15 protein-coding genes are annotated in these 18,264 nt (G+C 71.1%); 10 read left to right on the forward strand and 5 right to left on the reverse strand.

The window, feature by feature from the left end; translation table 11 throughout:
- Positions 1–33 precede the first annotated feature (33 nt).
- A complete protein-coding gene (locus tag AB0I88_RS00440) occupies positions 34–2,079 on the reverse strand; it encodes a family 43 glycosylhydrolase (protein ID WP_361016638.1) in 2,046 nt (681 codons plus the stop codon).
- Positions 2,080–2,475: 396 nt separating this feature from the next.
- Between AB0I88_RS00440 and AB0I88_RS00445 the strand changes: the two genes are divergently transcribed.
- The 8 genes from AB0I88_RS00445 to AB0I88_RS00480 all read left to right on the forward strand — a co-directional run bounded on the left by AB0I88_RS00445 (position 2,476) and on the right by AB0I88_RS00480 (position 10,677).
- Positions 2,476–4,002 (forward strand): sigma-70 family RNA polymerase sigma factor, encoded by a 1,527-nt coding sequence (locus tag AB0I88_RS00445; RefSeq protein ID WP_361016641.1) that lies wholly within the window; start codon positions 2,476–2,478, stop codon positions 4,000–4,002.
- 283 nt (positions 4,003–4,285) lie between these two features.
- On the forward strand, positions 4,286–4,756 hold the full coding sequence (locus tag AB0I88_RS00450) for a hypothetical protein (protein WP_361016643.1): 471 nt from the start codon (positions 4,286–4,288) through the stop codon (positions 4,754–4,756).
- Between the two features lie 103 nt (positions 4,757–4,859).
- On the forward strand, positions 4,860–5,210 hold the full coding sequence (locus tag AB0I88_RS00455) for a DUF3846 domain-containing protein (protein WP_361016646.1): 351 nt from the start codon (positions 4,860–4,862) through the stop codon (positions 5,208–5,210).
- Between the two features lie 210 nt (positions 5,211–5,420).
- Positions 5,421–7,298, forward strand: a complete 1,878-nt coding sequence (locus AB0I88_RS00460; RefSeq protein ID WP_361016648.1) for a histidine kinase — start codon at positions 5,421–5,423, stop codon at positions 7,296–7,298.
- On the forward strand, positions 7,262–7,924 hold the full coding sequence (locus AB0I88_RS00465) for a response regulator transcription factor (protein WP_361016650.1): 663 nt from the start codon (positions 7,262–7,264) through the stop codon (positions 7,922–7,924). The genes AB0I88_RS00460 and AB0I88_RS00465 overlap by 37 nt, the downstream gene beginning before the upstream one ends.
- Before the next feature lie 60 nt (positions 7,925–7,984).
- Complete coding sequence (locus tag AB0I88_RS00470; protein WP_361016653.1) at positions 7,985–8,488, forward strand: winged helix-turn-helix domain-containing protein; 504 nt, start codon at positions 7,985–7,987, stop codon at positions 8,486–8,488.
- Positions 8,485–9,351, forward strand: a complete 867-nt coding sequence (locus AB0I88_RS00475) for a M23 family metallopeptidase (RefSeq protein ID WP_361016656.1) — start codon at positions 8,485–8,487, stop codon at positions 9,349–9,351. The genes AB0I88_RS00470 and AB0I88_RS00475 overlap by 4 nt, the downstream gene beginning before the upstream one ends.
- 90 nt (positions 9,352–9,441) lie before the next feature.
- Positions 9,442–10,677, forward strand: a complete 1,236-nt coding sequence (locus AB0I88_RS00480; protein ID WP_361016659.1) for a PP2C family protein-serine/threonine phosphatase — start codon at positions 9,442–9,444, stop codon at positions 10,675–10,677.
- Here AB0I88_RS00480 and AB0I88_RS00485 read toward each other — a convergent pair whose 3' ends face one another.
- Both AB0I88_RS00485 and AB0I88_RS00490 read right to left on the reverse strand, forming a co-directional pair.
- Entirely contained in the window at positions 10,678–11,079 is a 402-nt protein-coding gene (locus tag AB0I88_RS00485) for an ATP-binding protein (protein ID WP_361016662.1), read from the reverse strand.
- A 131-nt stretch (positions 11,080–11,210) separates the two neighbouring features.
- Complete coding sequence (locus AB0I88_RS00490) at positions 11,211–11,981, reverse strand: rod shape-determining protein (protein WP_361016664.1); 771 nt, start codon at positions 11,979–11,981, stop codon at positions 11,211–11,213.
- Between the two features lie 991 nt (positions 11,982–12,972).
- On the opposite strand from AB0I88_RS00490, the gene AB0I88_RS00495 reads away from it, so the two are divergent.
- Positions 12,973–13,176, forward strand: coding sequence for a cold-shock protein (locus AB0I88_RS00495; RefSeq protein WP_361016667.1), 204 nt, complete (start codon positions 12,973–12,975; stop codon positions 13,174–13,176).
- A 280-nt stretch (positions 13,177–13,456) separates the two neighbouring features.
- Entirely contained in the window at positions 13,457–15,964 is a 2,508-nt protein-coding gene (locus AB0I88_RS00500) for an HAD-IC family P-type ATPase (protein WP_361016670.1), read from the forward strand.
- Between the two features lie 87 nt (positions 15,965–16,051).
- Here AB0I88_RS00500 and AB0I88_RS00505 read toward each other — a convergent pair whose 3' ends face one another.
- Positions 16,052–16,477 (reverse strand): ATP-binding cassette domain-containing protein, encoded by a 426-nt coding sequence (locus AB0I88_RS00505; RefSeq protein WP_361016672.1) that lies wholly within the window; start codon positions 16,475–16,477, stop codon positions 16,052–16,054.
- A gap of 186 nt (positions 16,478–16,663) precedes the next feature.
- Positions 16,664–18,241: a methyl-accepting chemotaxis protein gene (locus AB0I88_RS00510; RefSeq protein ID WP_361016675.1), complete on the reverse strand. Its 1,578-nt coding sequence runs from the start codon at positions 18,239–18,241 to the stop codon at positions 16,664–16,666.
- Positions 18,242–18,264 lie beyond the last annotated feature (23 nt).

Genomic DNA, 18,264 nt, shown 5'->3' on the forward strand with positions numbered 1-18,264 from the left:
CCTTTCGGGGATGTGGGGGTGATGCGGCGTACCTCAACCGGTGGTGAGGTCGAATCTCCTGACCGTGACGGCTCCGCCCAGCGCCGTGGTGGCGTAGTTGAAGACGCCGAACCGGTAGCCCATGAAGAACCGCCAGTCGTTGGTCAGGGTGAAAGCCGGGCCCAGCGTGGTGAACGTGGTCCCGTCGGTGCTGTAGGAGAACGTCGCGGTGCGGCCGGAGCCGGGCTGGATGTTCGCCCTGACCCGCAGCCAGATCCGGCCGCCGGTGACGGTGGCGCCGGCCTGTTCGGTTCCGGTTCCGGTGGTGCCCCAGCCGCTGGTGGACATGGTCAGCCCGTTGGTCATCGAGACCCGGGTCGCGCCGTTGTCCTTGCGGACGCCGATCCACGCCGACTGGTCGCGCAGCATCGCCAGGCCGGCCCGGTCACCGTTGGCCATCGCCGAGTGGTCCAGCTCGATCGTCGCGGTCGATGTCGGCCCCTGGATCCGGTGGGTCAGGGTGTTGCGGGCGTTGTAGAGATCGTTGGTGACCGTCGCGGTGCTCAGCCTCAGGCCGTTGCCGACGGTGAACCTGGACGTGTCGGGGTTGTGGTTCCACTCCCACCGGTGCCCCAGCGTGCCGGCGGTGAAGGTGTCCGGGCCGGTCATCGACTGCACGGTCTTCGTGGTGCTGATGTTCGGTCTCGGGTAGGTGGCGCCCCACCGGCCGTTGACGGTGGTCAGCACCGGCCAGCCGTCGCCGCTCCAGGTGATCGGGGCGAGGGTCGGCACACGCCCGCCGGGGTAGGCGTCGGTGAACGCCATGTACCACCAGTCGCCGGCCGCGGTCTGCACCAGGCCGCCCTGGTGCGGCACTCCCCCGCCGGAGATCGGGCCGGGCAGGTCCAGCAGCACCTGACGCTGCTCGTACGGTCCCCACGGGCTGGTCGAACGCAGCACGTACTGGCCGTTGGCGGGGCGGGTGAGCCAGATGTAGTAGTAGGAGCCGCGCTTGTACATGCGGGCGCCTTCGAGGGTGCCGATGCTCGACGGGGTGGTGTAGACCGTCTGCGCCCGCACCTGCGACGTCAGGTCGGCCGACAGCTGGGCGACGCTGATCGTGCCGTTGCCGTACGCCACGTACGGGGTGTCGTTGTCGAACAGCAGACCGGCGTCGTAGTAGCAGTTGTTGATCCGGGCCTTCTTCGACCAGGCGCCGTCCACCGCCTGCGCCGTGTAGACGTAGGTGCGGTTGAACTCGGTGCAGCCCAGCCAGTAGTAGGTGCTGTTGCTGGGCCGGTAGTTGAACGCCGACGCCCAGATGCCCTTCACGTACGCCCGCGACCCGCTCATGTCGTAGGCGGCGCTGTCGAAGTCCAGCCGCGGCACCGAATGCCCGGCGTACTCCCAGTTGACCAGGTCGTACGAGCGCAGGATCGGCGCGCCCGGCGAGTAGTGCATGGTCGACGCCGAGTAGTAGTAGGCGTCGCCGACACGGATGATGTCGCCGTCGGCGAAGTCCTGCCACACCACCGGATTGGTGAACGTGCCCGTGGTGGCACCGACCCGGACCAGCTGCCACTGCTGGTTCGCGCCGTTCCAGTCGGAGTACTGCACGATGTTCGCCCCGTCGGTGGTCGCGGCGTTCTGCACTTCGACGGCCTTGCCGCTGTTGCGGTTGATCAGCTGGATGTGGCCGTCGACGTCCTGCACGCTGAACTGCTGGTCGGTGCTGTTCGCGTCGGCCCACTGGACGATGCCCGCGCCGTCCGCGGTCGACGACCCGGTGACGTCGAGGACCTTGCCGGAATGCCTGCTCTTGAGGCGGTAGTAGCCGTTGCCGGAGTCGGCGAACTGCCACTGCTGCCAGGCGCCGTCACCCCGGGTCCACTGGGTGATCCGGCCACCGTCGGCGGTCGACAGGTTGTAGACGTCCAGGGCTTTGCCGCTGTTGCGGTTCACCAGCACGTACCAGGCGCTGGTGTCGATCGTCGCCGCGGAGGCGGTGGAGGCCGTCACCACGACGGCGGCACCACCGGAGAGCAACACCACGGTGGCGATGAGTCCGCGCCACCATCGGCGTGGGCGATCGCCTTGCATCATGACTCCTTGATGGTTGCTGAATGGGCGCCGAAACGGGGATTGGGAGCGGTCCCATCGCATTGACGAATGCTGCCAGAACAATTTCGCCAAATCAACCCGACAACAGATCATGAAGCATACGGGCAGGTCAGAGCAGGTCGACCAAATGAATACGGGTCACATAACAGCTTTTCGAATAGGAGGTTTTTTAATTTTTCCCTAGATCACTGACCACAACAGCAATGTAGCCGTCAGTGACGGTTGAGGAATCGCCGACCAGCGAGCGGCAACCCGGATAACAACTTCTGCGGAATTCATTTGCGGACGTTTCCGCGCCGTGGCGCGACGGCGGCCGGCCGGGTCGGCTGAACGACCGACGCAACTCACCGGCAACAGGCATAAAGTATCCCCGCTATGAAACTGACGGATGCGAACGTGGCGGAGCTGGTCACCGCGGCTCAGAGCGGCGACCGGGATGCTCTCGACCGGCTGATCGCCGCGCATCTCCCGCTGGTCTACAACATCGTCGGCCGCGCCCTCGACGGCCATCCGGACACCGACGACGTCGTCCAGAACACGATGCTGCGTGCCGTTCGCGACCTCGGCGCCCTGCGCACCCCCGGCAGTTTCCGCTCCTGGCTGGCCGCCATCGCGGTCCGGCAGGTCGGCACCCACCAGCACCAGCGCGACACCCGCCAGAGCCGGACCGCCACCCTCGACGAGGCCGCCGGGCAACCCGACCCGCGGACCGATCTGGTCACCTCGACGGCCCTGCGCGTACAGCTCTCCGGCCAGCGCCGTGAGGTCGCCGAGGCCACCCGCTGGCTCGACCCCGACGACCACACCATCATGGTCCTCTGGTGGCAGGAGGTCGCCGGCCTGCTGACCCGCGCCGAACTCGCCGAGGCCGCCGGGCTCACCGTCGCCCACGCCGGCGTCCGCGTGCAGCGCATGCGCGAACAACTGGACCTGGGCCGCGCGATCGTCGCCGCCCTGTCCACCGGGCCGGCCTGCCCGCGACTGGCCGCCCAGATCAGCGGCTGGGACGGGCGGCCCGGCCCGCTCTGGCGCAAACGGATCACCCGGCACCTGCGTACCTGTCCGGTCTGCTCGGCCGCCTCGAACACCCGGATCCCCGTGGACCGGCTTCTGGGCAGCCTGCCCGTCCTCGCCGTGCCCGGCGGTCTGGCCGAGGTCACCCTGACGAAAACCGCGGCCGCCGGCATCGCGGGAACGGCGACCGCCGCCGGCCTCACCACGATCATCAGCGCGCATCCGATCGCCGCCGCCATCGCCGGCGTCACCGCCGCCACCGCGATCGCCGTCCCCGTTCTCGTCCAGTCCGGACCGGAACCGCGCCCGCCCGCCCCGATCGCGGCGCCCACCGCCACCGCCACCGCCACCGCCACCGCCACCGCGCCGCGGCCACCGGTCGCCACCTCCACACCGGCGCCCCGGCCCAGCCGCGGCACGGCCACCCCCTCGGCGCCGGCCGGCGCCGTACCTCTCGGCCGCCTGTCACTGGAGTGGAACGGCGGCGGATATCTCACCGCGAACGCGGCCACCGGCGTCGCCGCCGTCACGAACGTCGGCAGAGGCGGCAGCGCCCCGGACCGGCGGGCGGCCACCTTCGTCGCGGTGAAGGGTCTCGCCGACCCGGCCTGCTACTCGTTCCAGACGCTCGACGGACGCTACCTGCGCCACTACGAACTCGAGGGCTTCACCAACACCTTCGACTACACCGACATCTTCCGGGAGGACGCGACCTACTGCCCGGAGCCCGGCCTCACCGCCGGCTCGGTCATGCTGCGGTCGCACAACTACCCGGACTTCTTCCTGCGCTGGACCGGCACCAAGTTCGGTATCGGCTACTTCAAGGACACCGACGAGTTCCGGGCCGCCAGTTCCTTCCACATCCGTCCCGCCCTGGCCACCGGCTGACGGCTTCCCGGGATGCCCGAGACCCGGCTACGCGGGTCGTCCACCGCTTCGGGGGCCGCAGCAGGCGGGAGACCGAAGCCCACGGGAGCGTCTGATGCGGCGAACGGGCCACGCCGGTTCACCGCATGCGGCAGAATTCGAGTACGCATCAACCGTGCGGACGCGGCGCCGCTGATCGGGGAAGGCTCCCCTGGGCGGAGGAGTGACTGTGATGGCCGCATCTGGCGCGGAGAAAGCTGCCGGCACACCGGGCCGGGCCGGGCACAGGCACATACGGCGAAGCGTGGCATTGACGCTGTGGGCGCTCGCGACCGGAGATTTTCCGGCCCTTGATGTCACTGATGACTACGACGCCGTCCACCGCCAGTATGGTGCCCCGTTCGGGCCGTGGGCCGGGCCGTACGCGATCAGCGACAACGACTCCCCGAAGGCCCTGCTCGCGGCCGCAGCTGTCGTCGCCGGCACCGACCGCGTGCTGAAGGCCCTCGAAGGGGCGGCGGCCGATTGGCGGATGCTCGGCGACGGCGTCAGCTACGAGGGCATCGGTATTCCTGACTTCCCGGAGCACCCCACCGTCGGCGACGTCGTGGCGCGATGCCCGCACGGACTGCTCGTCGCGCGAGGACTCGTTCGCATCACGACCCCTGTGGCGGCCACCGAAACCATCCCGTCGGGGTTGGTCCTTCCCGTTGATCAAGCCGTGGACGAGGCTCACGCCGATCCGGGCGCCGATGGAGGAGATCGATCTGATTGACGTAGGCCCATGCAGATCCCACACCCGTCCGAGCAGAGCGCGAAAATCGATCCGCCCGTCTGCAACTGCTCCGGCACGATTGAAGAAAATGTAGGCACACCTCATGGCCAAAGCCGACAACAGGCAGGTACGCGTCGTCATCATCCCCACCGGCGCCACCGAGCCCATCCAGGACACCCGTATCTCCGGTGCCTCCCTCGGCACCGTCGTCGGTGGAACTGCCGGGCTCCTGAGCCTGCCCGGGACCACCGCCCAGCTGTACTGCAACGACAACGGCCGCCAGCTCCAACTTCCCCCGAATCCGCGGGCCACCCGGTTCGTCACTCATTTCATTCCCCATTTCGCACGTGCCGACATGATCCTCGGCCCTGCCGTGATCATCGGCGTCGGCGATGACGGTTACGAAGGCGACATCCCCGACGACGTCGCTGACCTCGCGCTCGACATTCGCTGACGTGCCGACGTCGGCCATCTCGTCGCCGCACAGGTAGGACCAGTCTTGCGCGCGGACCGCCCGCCGACCGTGCCCAGCGCGCCGGATCCACGCCACCCTCCCCCTACTACGGGCGCCGGCCGGGACGGGGCGTGAGGGTGTACCTACCTCCACCGTGGTTCGGTAGCTTGCACTCATGTGGTGGCGGCCGCCCGCACGAAGACTCGAACCATGACTCGCCTCGCTCTCGCCGTACCCCGGTGTCTGGTTCTGAGCATGCTGGCCGTGGCCGGCCTCGCCTATGGACTCCTGCTCCTCGCCGCCGCCACCCTGGTTCTGCCCTATCCGGCGGCCGCCGTCGGCCGGTCCCGGCTGACCGCGCTCGGCCGGCGGCTCGCCCGTGACTGGGCCGGCGCCGACCTGCCCGATCCGGTCCGGCAGCCGCCGCCCGCGCCGCTCCGCCGGGCCGACGGCTGGTATCTGCACGGCAACACGCTCTACCGGTCGCGGGCCGTCGCGGCCTGGCTGATCAGGATGGAGCACTTCGCCGACGACCCGGAGACCGGCCGCGAGTGGCGGTGGCTGATCCTCGCTCCGGTCACCAGCGCAGTGCCGGTCATCGTGCCCGCCGCCCTGCTGGCGACCGGCGTCCTGCTCGCGCGGACCAGCCCGTGGGTCACCCTCGCCGCCGTCGCCGCGGCCTTCCTGCTGGCACCGGCAGGTCTGCGACGGTACGGCCGGAGCACTCACCGCATCCTGCAAGGCGAGTTCCGCCTCCGCCCGATCTGGATCAGTCGCGCCTCGGCGAGCCTCTGGCGCGGCGCCGGTCTCGCCGGGTTCTCACTCGCCGTCCTCGGCGCCGCGATCCTCACCGTGATCGCGACCGTGGTGTCCTGGGGCGGCCTGCTGCCATGGATCACCGCGGCGACCCGGCCGCTCACCGAGGCGTACCGCCGTTACGCCGGCCTGCCCAGCCCCTACCGCCCACCGCCGCCCGCGCCGCAGCCTGAGGACGACGGCGCCTACCGTGTCGGCCGGACCCTCTACCCGAGCCGGTCCGACGCGGTCGCGGCACAACGGTACGGATGGATCGGCCGCGACCCGGCCACCTGGCGTGACCTGCTGTGGTCGCTGACCGCCGTGGTCACCGCCCCGCTCACCATGCTGCCGGCGATCGTGTTCAGCGTCGGCGTCTTCGGGCTGGTCTGGCAGCCGTTGACCTGGGCACCGTGGGGAATCCCGGTCGGAATCGCCACCGGCCACTGGGTCACCCCCTTCTATCTCTGGTACGGCCTGCAGCTCGGCGGCGCCGTACCGTCCTGGATCCCCGGCTGGACCAGCGTCCTGACCGGCGCGGCCATCGCCGCGGCCGGGCTGGCCGTGGCCGGGCCGATGCTGCGACTGCGCCGCTGGTGGGACCGCCTGCTGCTGGGCCCGACCGCCGCCGCGGCGCTGGCCTCCCGGGTCGAGCAGCTCAGCGCCAGCCGCGCCGACACCGTCGACGCCCAGGCCGCCGAGCTGCGCCGGATCGAACGCGACCTGCACGACGGCGCGCAGGCCCGCCTCGTCGCCGTGGGTCTCGGGCTCGCGACGGTGGCCCGGCTGATGGACAGCGACCCGCGGCGGGCCCGGCAGGTGCTCGCCCAGGCGCAGGAGACGTCGGCGACCGCCCTGGAGGAGCTGCGGCGGCTGGTCCGCGGCATCCATCCGCCGGTGCTGGCCGAGCGCGGCCTGGCCGACGCGGTCCGCGCGATCGCCCTGGACACCCCGCTGCCGGTGACCGTGCACGTCGACGTGCCCGGGCGCCTGGACCCGGCCGTGGAGTCCGCCGTCTACTTCGCCGCCTGCGAGGCCCTGGCCAACGCCGCCCGGGTGGCCTCCCGTGTCTCGTTCACACTCACCCACCACGACGACCGGCTCCGCATGATCGTCATGGACGACGGTCCGGGCGGCGCCGATCCGGCCGCCGGGACCGGGCTGCGCGGCATCATCCGCCGCCTGGCAGCCTTCGACGGCACGCTGACCCTGCACAGCCCGGTCGGCGGCCCGACCGTCCTCACCATGGAGGTGCCGTGCGCATCGTCCTCGCCGAAGACCTCCACCTGCTGAGGGACGGCCTGGTTCTGCTGCTGGAGAGCCACGGATTCACGATCGCCGCGGCGGTCGCCGACGGCCCCTCGCTGCGCGGCGCGCTGGCCCGCGAACGGCCCGATGTCGCCGTCGTCGACGTACGCCTGCCACCCACGTTCACCGACGAGGGCCTCCAGGCCGCCCTCGCGGCCCGGCGCGACACCCCCGGTCTGCCCGTGCTGGTGCTGTCCCAGCACGTCGAGCAGCTCTACGCCCGGGAACTGCTGGCCGACGGCCGCGGCGCCGTCGGCTACCTGCTCAAGGATCGCGTCCTGAACGGCGACCAGTTCGCCGACGCGGTCCGGCGGGTCGCGGCCGGCGGCACCGTGATGGATCCGCAGGTCATCGCCAAGCTTCTGACCGCCGGCGGGACCGCCTCCCCGCTGGCCCGGCTCACCGCCCGGGAACGCGACGTCCTGGAGCTGATGGCGCAGGGCCGCTCCAACGCCGCCGTCGCCCAGCGCCTGTTCCTGAGCGAGAGCGCGGTCAGCAAACACATCGCCGCCATCTTCGCCAAGCTGGATCTGTCCCCGTCCGACGACGACAACCGCCGGGTGATGGCCGTCCTCGCTTTCCTCAACGACTCGGGTCGGCCGACTTCGTGACCGCGCCAGGGGACGCACCTCCCGTCCTACGGCTATACGTAATTACGTTATAGTCGATGGATGAGCGACTCCGACCGCCTCGACGCGCTGGAACGGCGCGTGGCCGAGCTCGAGAAACGTCTCTCCGAGCCGGCGGCCCGGCAGACACCGACGCCGGACCCCGACGTCTTCTGGGCGCTCGAAGGCCTTCTCGCCCGCGTCGGTGACCCCGGCGCCGCTCTGATCACCGGGCACGTGACACTGCCGGACGGCCGCACCGCCCGCTGGCAGCAAGGCGCCACCACCGGCGAACTGCTCGGCGCCGACTGGACGGAGCAGGTCACGGCGCTGGCCGCGCTGGCCCACCCCGCCCGGATCCGGCTGCTCCAGCATGTGCTGCACGGCCCGGCCACCGCCGCGGATCTCACCCGGATCGAGGGCATGGGAACCAGCGGCCAGGTCTACCACCACCTGCGCCAACTGGTCGCCGCCGGCTGGCTGCAGACGGTCGGCGGCGGCCGCTACGAGGTGCCCGTCGCCCGCGTCGTCCCCCTGCTCACCACGATCCTGGGAGTCCGCCGATGAAACGCGCGATCGCCCGCCTGCAGACCTGGTGGCTACGACTGTTCGTCGTCACGGTTCTGGCTCTGACGGCTCTGCCCGTACCCAAGCCTTTCGATCTTCTGATGATGGCCGCGCCGCTGGTGCTGGCTTTCGTGCGGCCGCCGCGGGCGGGGCGGGAGCCGATCGAGACGGCGCCGCCGGTGGAGGGCCGATGGGTCGCCATCAACAGTCCCGGCACCGCCGTGCCGAGCCACGGCGTCAAGGCCTACGGCCAGACGTATGCCGTCGACCTGCTGCAACCGTCCCCGGACGCGCCGACGTCGATCGGCTGGGGACTGCGCACCCGCGCGCCCGAGTCGTTCGCCTGCTTCGGCGCCCCGGTCCTGGCCATGGCGGCGGGCACGGTCGTGCACGTCACCGGCGGGTGGCGTGATCACCGCAGCCGCGACACCTGGCCCGCGCTGATCTGGATGATGACGGCCGAAGCGTTCGCCCGCGAGCTGGCCGGGCCCTCCGCCGTCCTCGGCAACCACGTGATCGTCGAGCACGACGACGAGACCTTCTCGGTCTACGCCCACCTGCGCCGCGGCTCCCCCCGGGTCCGCGCGGGCGACCGCGTGACGGCCGGGCAGCAACTCGCCGAGGTCGGCAACACCGGCAACACCTCCGAACCGCACCTGCACGTCCAGCTGATGGACCGCCCGCGACCGACAGCGGCCGCCGGCCTCCCGATGCGCTGGCCCGCCGTGACCGTCGACCCCGCCGGCCGGGACGCCCGCTGGTCCACCGGCGACCCGAAGCCGTCCGCGCTGCCCGGCTTCCCGGAGAACGGCCGGCTCTTCGACGCGGCGCCCGCGGAACGGCAGAGACACACCGGCCGGTGACCGCGGTCGCCGGTGATCCGAGTTCACTTCGTGCCGGGTGGGTACCAGGAGCCCGGTAGGGTCCGGGTGTGTCTCGGCGAGGAGGGGCGGATGGATCCCTTGCGGCGTCTGCTGCGCGAGTCGCACCACGCCCGGCCCGATGACCTGCCGCTGATGGCGATGCGGGCCGCCGGCCTGCTCGGCGCCACGGCCGCCGTCATCTACCTGGTGGATCACCAGCAACGGGTGCTCACCCCGCTGTCGGCCGCGACGACACCGGACCGGGCACCGATCGACGTGGACGGCACCCTGCCCGGCCGGGCGTTCTCCCTCGTCAAACCGTTCTCCAGCGAGGTCGGCCCGGACGGCGGGACCTGGTGGCTGCCGCTGCTGGACGGCGCCGAACGGCTGGGCGTGGTCGAGGTCGTCACCGGCGGCCCACCCCGCGACGACATGCTGGAGCACTACGTGGCGGTGACGTCGCTGCTCGGCGAGCTGATCGTGACGCGCAACGCGTACAGCGACGGCGTCGAGCGGGTTCGGCGCCGCGAGCCGATGCGGCTGGCCGCCCAGATGTTGCGCTCCCAGTTGCCGCCGTTGACGTTCTCCACCGGCAACGTGGTGATCAGCGGCATCCTGGAGCCCTGTTACGACGTCGGCGGTGACGCGTTCGACTACGCCGTCAACGGCGACATCGCCCACCTGGCGCTGTTCGACGCGGTGGGGCACGGCTCCAGCGCCGGAATGCGGGCGGTGATGCTGGCGTCCGTCGCGCTGGCCGCCTACCGCAACGCCCGGGTCGAGGGACGGGATCTGACGGCGACCTACCACCACATCGACGCCGCGGTCGCCGCCCTCGAACGACCCGGGATGATCACCGCCGCCCTGGCCGAACTGGATCAGCGCAACGGGCGGCTGCGGGTGATCTCGGCCGGGCATCCGGGCGGGCTGATCATCCGGGGAGGCAACGTGGTGAAGATCCTTCCGACGCCCACCGCGCTGCCGGTGCCGCTCGGCAACCGGCGGCCGCCCACCGTCGTAGCGGAGTACCTGGAGCCCGGGGACCGGCTCCTGCTCTACACCGACGGCATCACCGAGGCCCGCACCAGCGACGGCGAGGAGTTCGGGCTCGACCGGCTGACCGACTTCGCGGTCAAGGCCACCGCGGACGGGCTGTCCGCGCCGGAGACCGCCCGGCGGCTGGTTCACGCGATCCTCGAACACCAGCGGCACACGTTGCAGGACGACGCCACCCTGCTGCTGGTCGAGTACCGCAAGCCCGCGCCACCGGCGGAGGCCGGCCCGTTCACGCCGCCCGCCGACGACCTGCTCGGCGTCGGCCACTGATCAACCCGGGGCCTGCGGATACGGCGCCAGCCGCACCCACACGTCCTTGCCGTCGCGGTGCACGTCGGCGCTCCACCCCGCGGCCAGGGCGTCGACGAAGCTGATCCCGCGTCCACCGGCGGTCCGCTCGTCGCTGTGCCGGCGCTGCGGCACCCGCGTCGACCTGTCGCTCACGGTGAGGACCACCCGGCCGTCGCCGTCCAGGCGTACCCGCAGTTCGAGACAGCCGCCGCCGTGGCGTACCGCGTTGCTGACCAGCTCGCTGACGATCAGCGTCGCGTCGTAGACCCAGTCCTCGTCGGTCAGATCCCAGCCGAGCAGCACCGCGCGCACCGCCGACCGGGCCGCTGAGGCCGCCGCAGCGCCGTCCGGCAGCCGAACGTCGGCACTCAGCTCCCTCATCAGCACAGTCCTTCGGCGTTCCCCCGTGACGGTGCTCCCATACCCTCTCTCGCGGGCATCAACCGGCCTTTCGCCCCACCGCTTCAGCCGGCCCGCGGATGACGCCGGCGGGCGTGCCGACGAGCGGACCGTCAGCGGAAGCCGGGATGACGCAGGGCCGACAACGCGGCCCGGCCGGCGCCGTTGAGGGCCGCCGCGCACGGGTCGGCGGCGCGATGAACCCGCAGGTCCAAGGCGTGCTCCAGCGCCGCCGGCAGGTCGGCGTGCAGGGCGCCGTCACCGACCAGCAGCAGCCCGCGGGCGGTGGCCTCGCCCATGGCCTCGTCGCCGCTGACGGCCCGCAGGTCGTCCACGTGCGCGGCGACGACGCCGGTGAGCCGGTCGAGGCCGCTGCCGCTGCCGAGGTCGTGGGTGCCGATGTCGGCGCGGCGGGCCGCGGTGACCCGGCCCTGTTCGAGCAGGGCGGTCTCGGTGATCTCGGCGCCGAGGTCGACGACCAGCAGACTGCCCGCGACGGCGCCCGCACCGATCGCCGCGGCGCGGACCGTGTCGATGAACAGGGTCCGGCGCGGCGCGAAAGCACTGTCGATCACCTGGCGCATGAGCGTCTGCTCGGCCTCGGTGGACAGCACCGGCCGGCAGGCCACGACCACATCGGCGACCGGCGCCGGATCCGGGTAGCGGTTGATGAGCTCGGTGAGCAGGGTGACGCAACCGTCGAGGTCGGCGACCCGGCCGCGGCGGATCAGGGCGCCGCCGGACGCCCGTGCGGTCGGGCCGGTCACGACGCCCCGGTCGGCGGCCCAGACCGCGGCGGTGCTGCTGCCCAGGTCGACCGCGAACGCGACCGGTGAAGTCCGGCGGACGCGGAACGGTGCGGGATCACGGGTGTCGACGCTCATGGTGTATTTCCTGTTCTGTGGGGGGCGTTCCGGGAAAAGAAAAAAGGCCGAAGCTGATCAGCTTCGCCCTGGCGGTCGATCGAGGATGCGGTCCGCCGGGGGGCCACGGTCGGCGGGTGCCGGAACGGGCAGACCGTCGGCGGTCAAGCGGGCGGCACGACTTGCCGCCACCGCGGTGGCGGCGAGCGGACGAGCTCCGGCTGCCGGCATCCGACCACCATAGGTCGCCCCGGCGGGAAACGCCAAACGACCGGCAATCAATCGTCCGGCAACAGATTTCCCACGAACCGAAAAAGAAATTCCGAGGTCGTCGAAAAAGAGAGAACACCCACTTCTTTTCGGTACGCGTGACCCCGTCCCGTCACATCAGGGCCGTCCCGCCCGTCCGGCGCGATCTCGCCGCCGGGTCCGGCCCGTGCCGCGCCCGCCGGGCGGAGCCGGGTGGTTGCGCGTACCCCGCCGGGGTGACCGGGCGATCTCAGCCCGGCGGGCGCGCCACCGGCGGGAGGGGGCAGTGAGATCGCGCCGGACGGACGGGACGGCCCGAACGGGGCGGGGCGAGGTCACGCGTACCGAAAAATGGGGTGGAAGAGACCAACCGACCATCGCGCGGGCGGTGTTCGCCGAGATGTCCGTGGACGCAGGCCGCGGCATGCCGGGCCTGCCGTGGACCACGCGCCGCGCCTGCTCGCCCGCACATCGACCCGGCCGGCCGGCCGTGAAACCGATCCGGATTCCTTGATCGTCCGGCTCCCCGCACGAACGACCCCGCGAAACCGGATACCTGGACCTTGCGACCCGCGCCAGTTTTCTGTGCTACGGTTGGCCGCAGTTGCAGTTTTGATTTCCGTAGACGCATCCGGCGCCTGATGGGTTATCTGAACCCGTCTAGGTGCCTTTTCGTTTTTCGGTCCGTTCAATGCGGGTGATCAATACGGCGGCGTGCGAGTCCGCACGGTGCGGGCTCCGGCAGGCCTGCTAAGGAGCACACATGCCTACAGGTACCGTGAAGTGGTTCAACGGCGACAAGGGTTTCGGCTTCATCAGCCAGGATGATGGCGGCGCCGACGTGTTCGCCCATTTCTCGGCAATCGCGACTAGCGGCTTCCGCAGTCTCGAAGAGAATCAGCGGGTGGAATTCGACGTCACCCAGGGCCAGAAGGGCCTTCAGGCGGAGAACATCCGGCCTCTCTGACTCCGCGTTCTGCCAACGGCGGCCCGACTGGTTCAGCGGGCCGCCGTTCGGCATTTCCGATCACGGCCGGATCGTTGTCACGCGGCGGCGGAAACTCGACTCGCCGCTGGTCCGCCGATGAACGGTCCCCATGGCCGGCACGCAGCTCCGACGACCGAGACGCCGTCTCCGGCCGGGCCGGGCGGCGACCGGACATCCGGAATCCAGCCTGGCCGGACCGGTCGAGCCGGAATGATCCGGAGAGGGCCACTGGCCGGCCGGACGACGGACTGGGGACGCGATGACGACACTCGACGCCGACGCCGCCCCGGCGTCCGGGCTGACGTCCGCCCAGGTGGCGGCCGCACGGGAGCGCGGCGAGACGAACACGGTGCGATCGGCGGCGTCTCGCGGATACCGGACGATCCTGCGGGCGAACCTGTTCACCCTGTTCAACAACTTTCTGTACGTGATCGGCGTCTCCCTGCTGGCGATGGGCCGCACGAAGGACGCCGTGGTCAGCGTCGGCCTCGGGCTGCTCAACTCGTTGATCGGCTCGGTGCAGGAGATCCGCGCCAAGCGCAAACTCGACCGCCTGCGGCTGCTGCACCGGGCGCCGTGCCGGGTGATCCGCGACGGCGCCGAGCAGCGGGTGCCGCCCGAAGAGATCGTGCGTGGTGACCTGCTGCTGCTGGGCCCCGGCGACCAGATCGTGGTGGACGGCCCGCTGCTCGACACCGGCCGGCTCGAGATCGACGAGTCGTCGCTGACCGGCGAGACCGGGCCGGTCCCGAAACGTGCCGGTGACCTGTTGCGATCGGGCACGGTCGTGCTCGGCGGCTCGGGCGGCCAGCGCGCAGAGGTGGTCGGCGACCAGAGCACCGTGGGCACGCTGACGTCGACGGCCAAGTCGTGGGCGCCCGATCCCACGCCGATGCAGTGGCGCATCGATGCGATCGTCCGGCTGATCATGGTGACCGTGGCGCTGATGAGCGCGGCGGTTCTGGCCAACGCCGCGTTGAAGGGGTTGTCACTGGTCGAGGTGGTGCAGACGGCCGCCGTGCTGTCCGGGCTGGTGCCGTACGGCCTGTTCTTTCTGATCACGATCTCCTACGCGGTGGGTGCGGCGGCGATCGCCCGGCGTGGCGCCCTGATCCAGCAGATCAGCGCCGTCGAGGCGCTGTGCAGTGTCGACGTGCTGTGCGCCGACAAGACCGGAACGCTGACCACGGGCCGGCTGAGCCTCGAACGGGTCGAGGCCCTCGACGGTCACGACCCGGAGGCGGTGCGACGGCTTCTGTCCGCCGCGGTCAACGCCGCGACGGCCCCCGACCGGACCGTCGCCGCCCTGGCGGAGGCGCTGCCCGGTCCGCCGGCGAGCGTACGCCGGGAGGTGCCCTTCTCTCCGGAACGCCGGTGGAGCGCCGTCGGCGGGCACGTGCTCGGCGCCGTCGAGGCCCTGAGCGAGGCGTTCTCCGCCGAGGATCACATGCGGATGTACGACCATCTGGACAGGCTGACCCGCCGGGGTCTGCGGGTGCTGCTGTTCGCCGCGACGGTCGATCCCGATGCCGATCTGTTCGATCGGGACGGGACACCCCGCCTGCCGGAGCTGACGCCGCTGGCCCTAGTGGCGCTTCGTGACGAACTTCGCCCCGGGATCACGGAGACCCTGGACGATCTACGGGCCGACGGTGTGGCGGTCAAGATCGTCTCCGGGGATGATCCCCGTACGGTGGCCGCTCTGGCCCGCCGCCTCGGATTCGGTGACGGTGAACCGGTGTACGGCGCCGATCTGGAGTCGATGGCGCCCGCGGAGTTCGACCAGGCGATCGCCCGGGGCACCGTGTTCGGGCGGGTCACCCCGCGGTTGAAGGAGCGCCTGCTCGGCGGCCTTCGCCGGCAGGGCCGGTACACGGCGATGATCGGCGACGGCGTCAACGACATCCCATCGCTGCGTAAGGCCCATGTCGGAGTCGCACTGAGCAGCGGAAACAGCGTCGCGTGCGAGGTCGCGGACGTGGTGCTGCTGGATGACGCCGTAGACGCCCTCGGGCCGGCGCGGCGGCAGGGGCGGCGGATCGTCACCGGCATCGCCACATCGATGTACCTGTATCTGGCCCGGGTCAGCACCTCCATCCTGATCATCGTCGGTGTCGCGATCCTCGGGCTCGGTTTTCCCTACGAGCCGGCCCAGGTGGCCCTGGTGTTGTTCACCGTCGGCCTGCCGACGATGCTGCTGACCGCCTGGGCGGAGCCGGAACCGCCCGATCCGCGGCTGATCGGTTCGCTGGCCCGTTTCGTGGCGCCCGCCGCCATCGTGACCGCCGTCTTCGGTGTGACCGTCTACGCCACCCTGTACGAGTTCGTCGTCGGTCTGCCCGGCAAACGGGTGCCGGAGCATCTGGTCGCTCGGTTCGAGGAGTTCACCGGACTGCTGAGCACGAACGCCACGTTCGCCGAGCGCGCCGCGACGGTCGTCGCGCAGACCGGGCTCACGGTGTTCACGTCGGTGGCCGCGTTCGTGCTGATCCTGTTCCTCAAGCCGCCGGTACGCCTGTTCGCGAGCTGGACGGGAGTCTGCCGGGACAAGCGGCCCGCGCTGCTCGTCGCCGCTCTCCTCGTGTGCTTCGGCACCATCATGGCCGCACCGGTGCTCTACAACTACTTCGGGCTGTTCCCCGATGTCGCCGCGTTCGCCGTCGCGGTCGCGGCTCTGCCTCCGTGGTTTCTGCTGTTGAGCGCGGTCTGGCGCTACGACCTGCTCAGCCGCATGATCGGCTTTCGCCGGCCGGCCGAACCGGACTGACGTCCGCCGTGAGGCGCACCCGGCCGGCCCGGCCATCGAGTGGCCGAGGAGCCTTCGCGCCAGCCGGTGACCGGTCCGGCGTGGCGGCTACTCCGCCGGGCCATGCTCGGCCCCGGTGTTCATGAGGTGCAGGATGTTCTTGGAGGTCTTGTCCCCGCCGCGCAGTTCAGCGCAGATCCGGCCGCGGTAGAAGACGAGCACCCGGTCGGTCGCGGCGGCCAGTTCCGCGAGGTCGTTCGAGGAGAACAGGACCACCGCGCCCGCGCGGGCGGTCGCACGGACCAGGGCGTGGATCTCCGCACGCGCGCCGATGTCGACGCCGCGGGTCGGATCGTCGAGCAGAATGGTGGACGGCTCGTTGTCGAGCCATTTCGCGACCACCACTTTCTGCTGGTTGCCGCCGGACAGAGAGCCGGACGCGGCCTCGGCCGAGGGCACCTCGTCGCAGAGGCTCATGACCTCTTCCAGGATGTGGCTCACGAAGACCACCGCGACTTCGCGTTCACGGAGCACACGGATGACACCCAGCAGCCGGTCGGTGGCCCGGCCGTCGAGGGCCGAGCCGAGTTGACGTTTTTGTCAACAATATTGGTGACATCAGTTCGGGACAGTTGTCACCCGCTGGGAAGATCATTTGGGGTGTGGGGTTCCGGCGGCGCCCGGCGCCCACCCGAGCGTCGCCGGCCGGGCCTCGACGGGTCACGTCCGGAAGCGGGCGACCAGGGTCTGGAGTTCGTTGGCCATCGAGCTGATCTCGGTGATCGCCTGCCGGGACTGGGCGGCGCCCTCGGTGGTGCGTTCGGAGGCGGACGCCAGCCCGGCCACCCCGCCGGCGATGGTCTGCGCGCCGTCGGCCACCGCCGTGATGGCGCGGTTCATCTCGGCGGTGGTGGCGGTCTGTTCCTCCACGGCGGCGGCGATGGTCGCCTGGAAGCTGTTGATCTGTTCGATCACCGAGGTGATCTGGCTGATCGCCTCCACGGCGCCGGCGGTGTCGGCCTGGATCACGGCGACCCGGCCGGTGATGTCCTCGGTGGCCCGGGCGGTCTCCTGCGCCAGATCCTTGACCTCGGACGCCACCACCGCGAAGCCCTTGCCCGCCTCCCCGGCACGGGCCGCCTCGATGGTCGCGTTCAGGGCGAGCAGGTTGGTCTGCTCGGCGATCGCGGTGATCGCCTGGACCACGCTGACGATCTCCGCCGACGAGGCGCCCAGCTTGTCGATGTGCCCGCTGGTCGACCGGGCCACGTCCACGGCCTGGCCGGCGACGTCGGCCGCCCGGGAGGTGCTCTGGGCGATCTCCCGGATCGATTCGGCCATCTCGTGCGCCCCGGCGGCGACCGCGCCGACGTTCGACGACACCGAGGCCGCGGTTCCGGAGATGTCGCGGGCCTGCGACGACGAGCCGAGCGCGTCGTCGGCGATGGCGCCGGCGGTCCGGGTCATCTCCTCGGCGGCGGTCGCCAGGGTGCGTGCCGAGGCGGCGGCCTGTGCCACGACCGTACGCATGTTGCCCTGCGCCTCGTCGAGGGCGTGCGCCATCTGGCCGACCTCGTCGCCTGAGGCGACGTCCGTGGTCACCGTCAGGTCGCCCGCGGCCATCGCCTTGAGCGCGGTACGCACCCGCAGCAGCGGCCTGGTGATGGAGGTGACGATGACCCGGGCGAGCAGGCACAGCACCAGGGTGGCCGCCAGTGCGGTGGCGAGCAGGATCAGCTGTGCCCGGTCGCGGCTCGCGGCGGCGTCCTCGCTCGCCGCGGTGAGGGTCGCGGCGAACAGCGCGCGCTCGTTCTCCAGGACCGCGCTCGTCAGATAGTTGTCCACGTCGATCTGTTCCCAGGCCAGGCGGGCCTGGGCCTGGTCGGCCACCGAACCGGCGACGAACCGTTCGATCACCTCGGTGTAGTCGGCGTAGACGGCCCGGATCCGGCCGACCGCCGCGGGCAGCTCGCCGGAGAGTTCGACGGCGCTGAGCTCGGCGATCAGCGTCTCGGCCTCGTCCAGGCGGTTCTGCAGGATCGCCGTCTGTTCGGTGGCGTCGTCGCGGGTGATCGCCTGCAGGCCGTTCAGTTTGAGCTCGCTGGCCACCCGGTCGAGCCGCAGCACCAGCGCACTGGCGGCGTTGAGGTCGCTGAGACGTCTGGCGGTCTCGTCGGCGACGTGGTTGTTGTAGAGGGTGACGCCGACGCAGGTGCCGACGGCGAGCAGGCCGGCCGCGACCAGGCCGGTGAGTTTCACCCCGACGGGGGCGTCTCGGAGTGAGCGGTGACCGGGCACCGGGGACGTCCTTTCGGCGGCGT

Source organism: Actinoplanes sp. NPDC049802, from assembly GCF_040656595.1.
Lineage (GTDB): Bacteria > Actinomycetota > Actinomycetes > Mycobacteriales > Micromonosporaceae > Actinoplanes.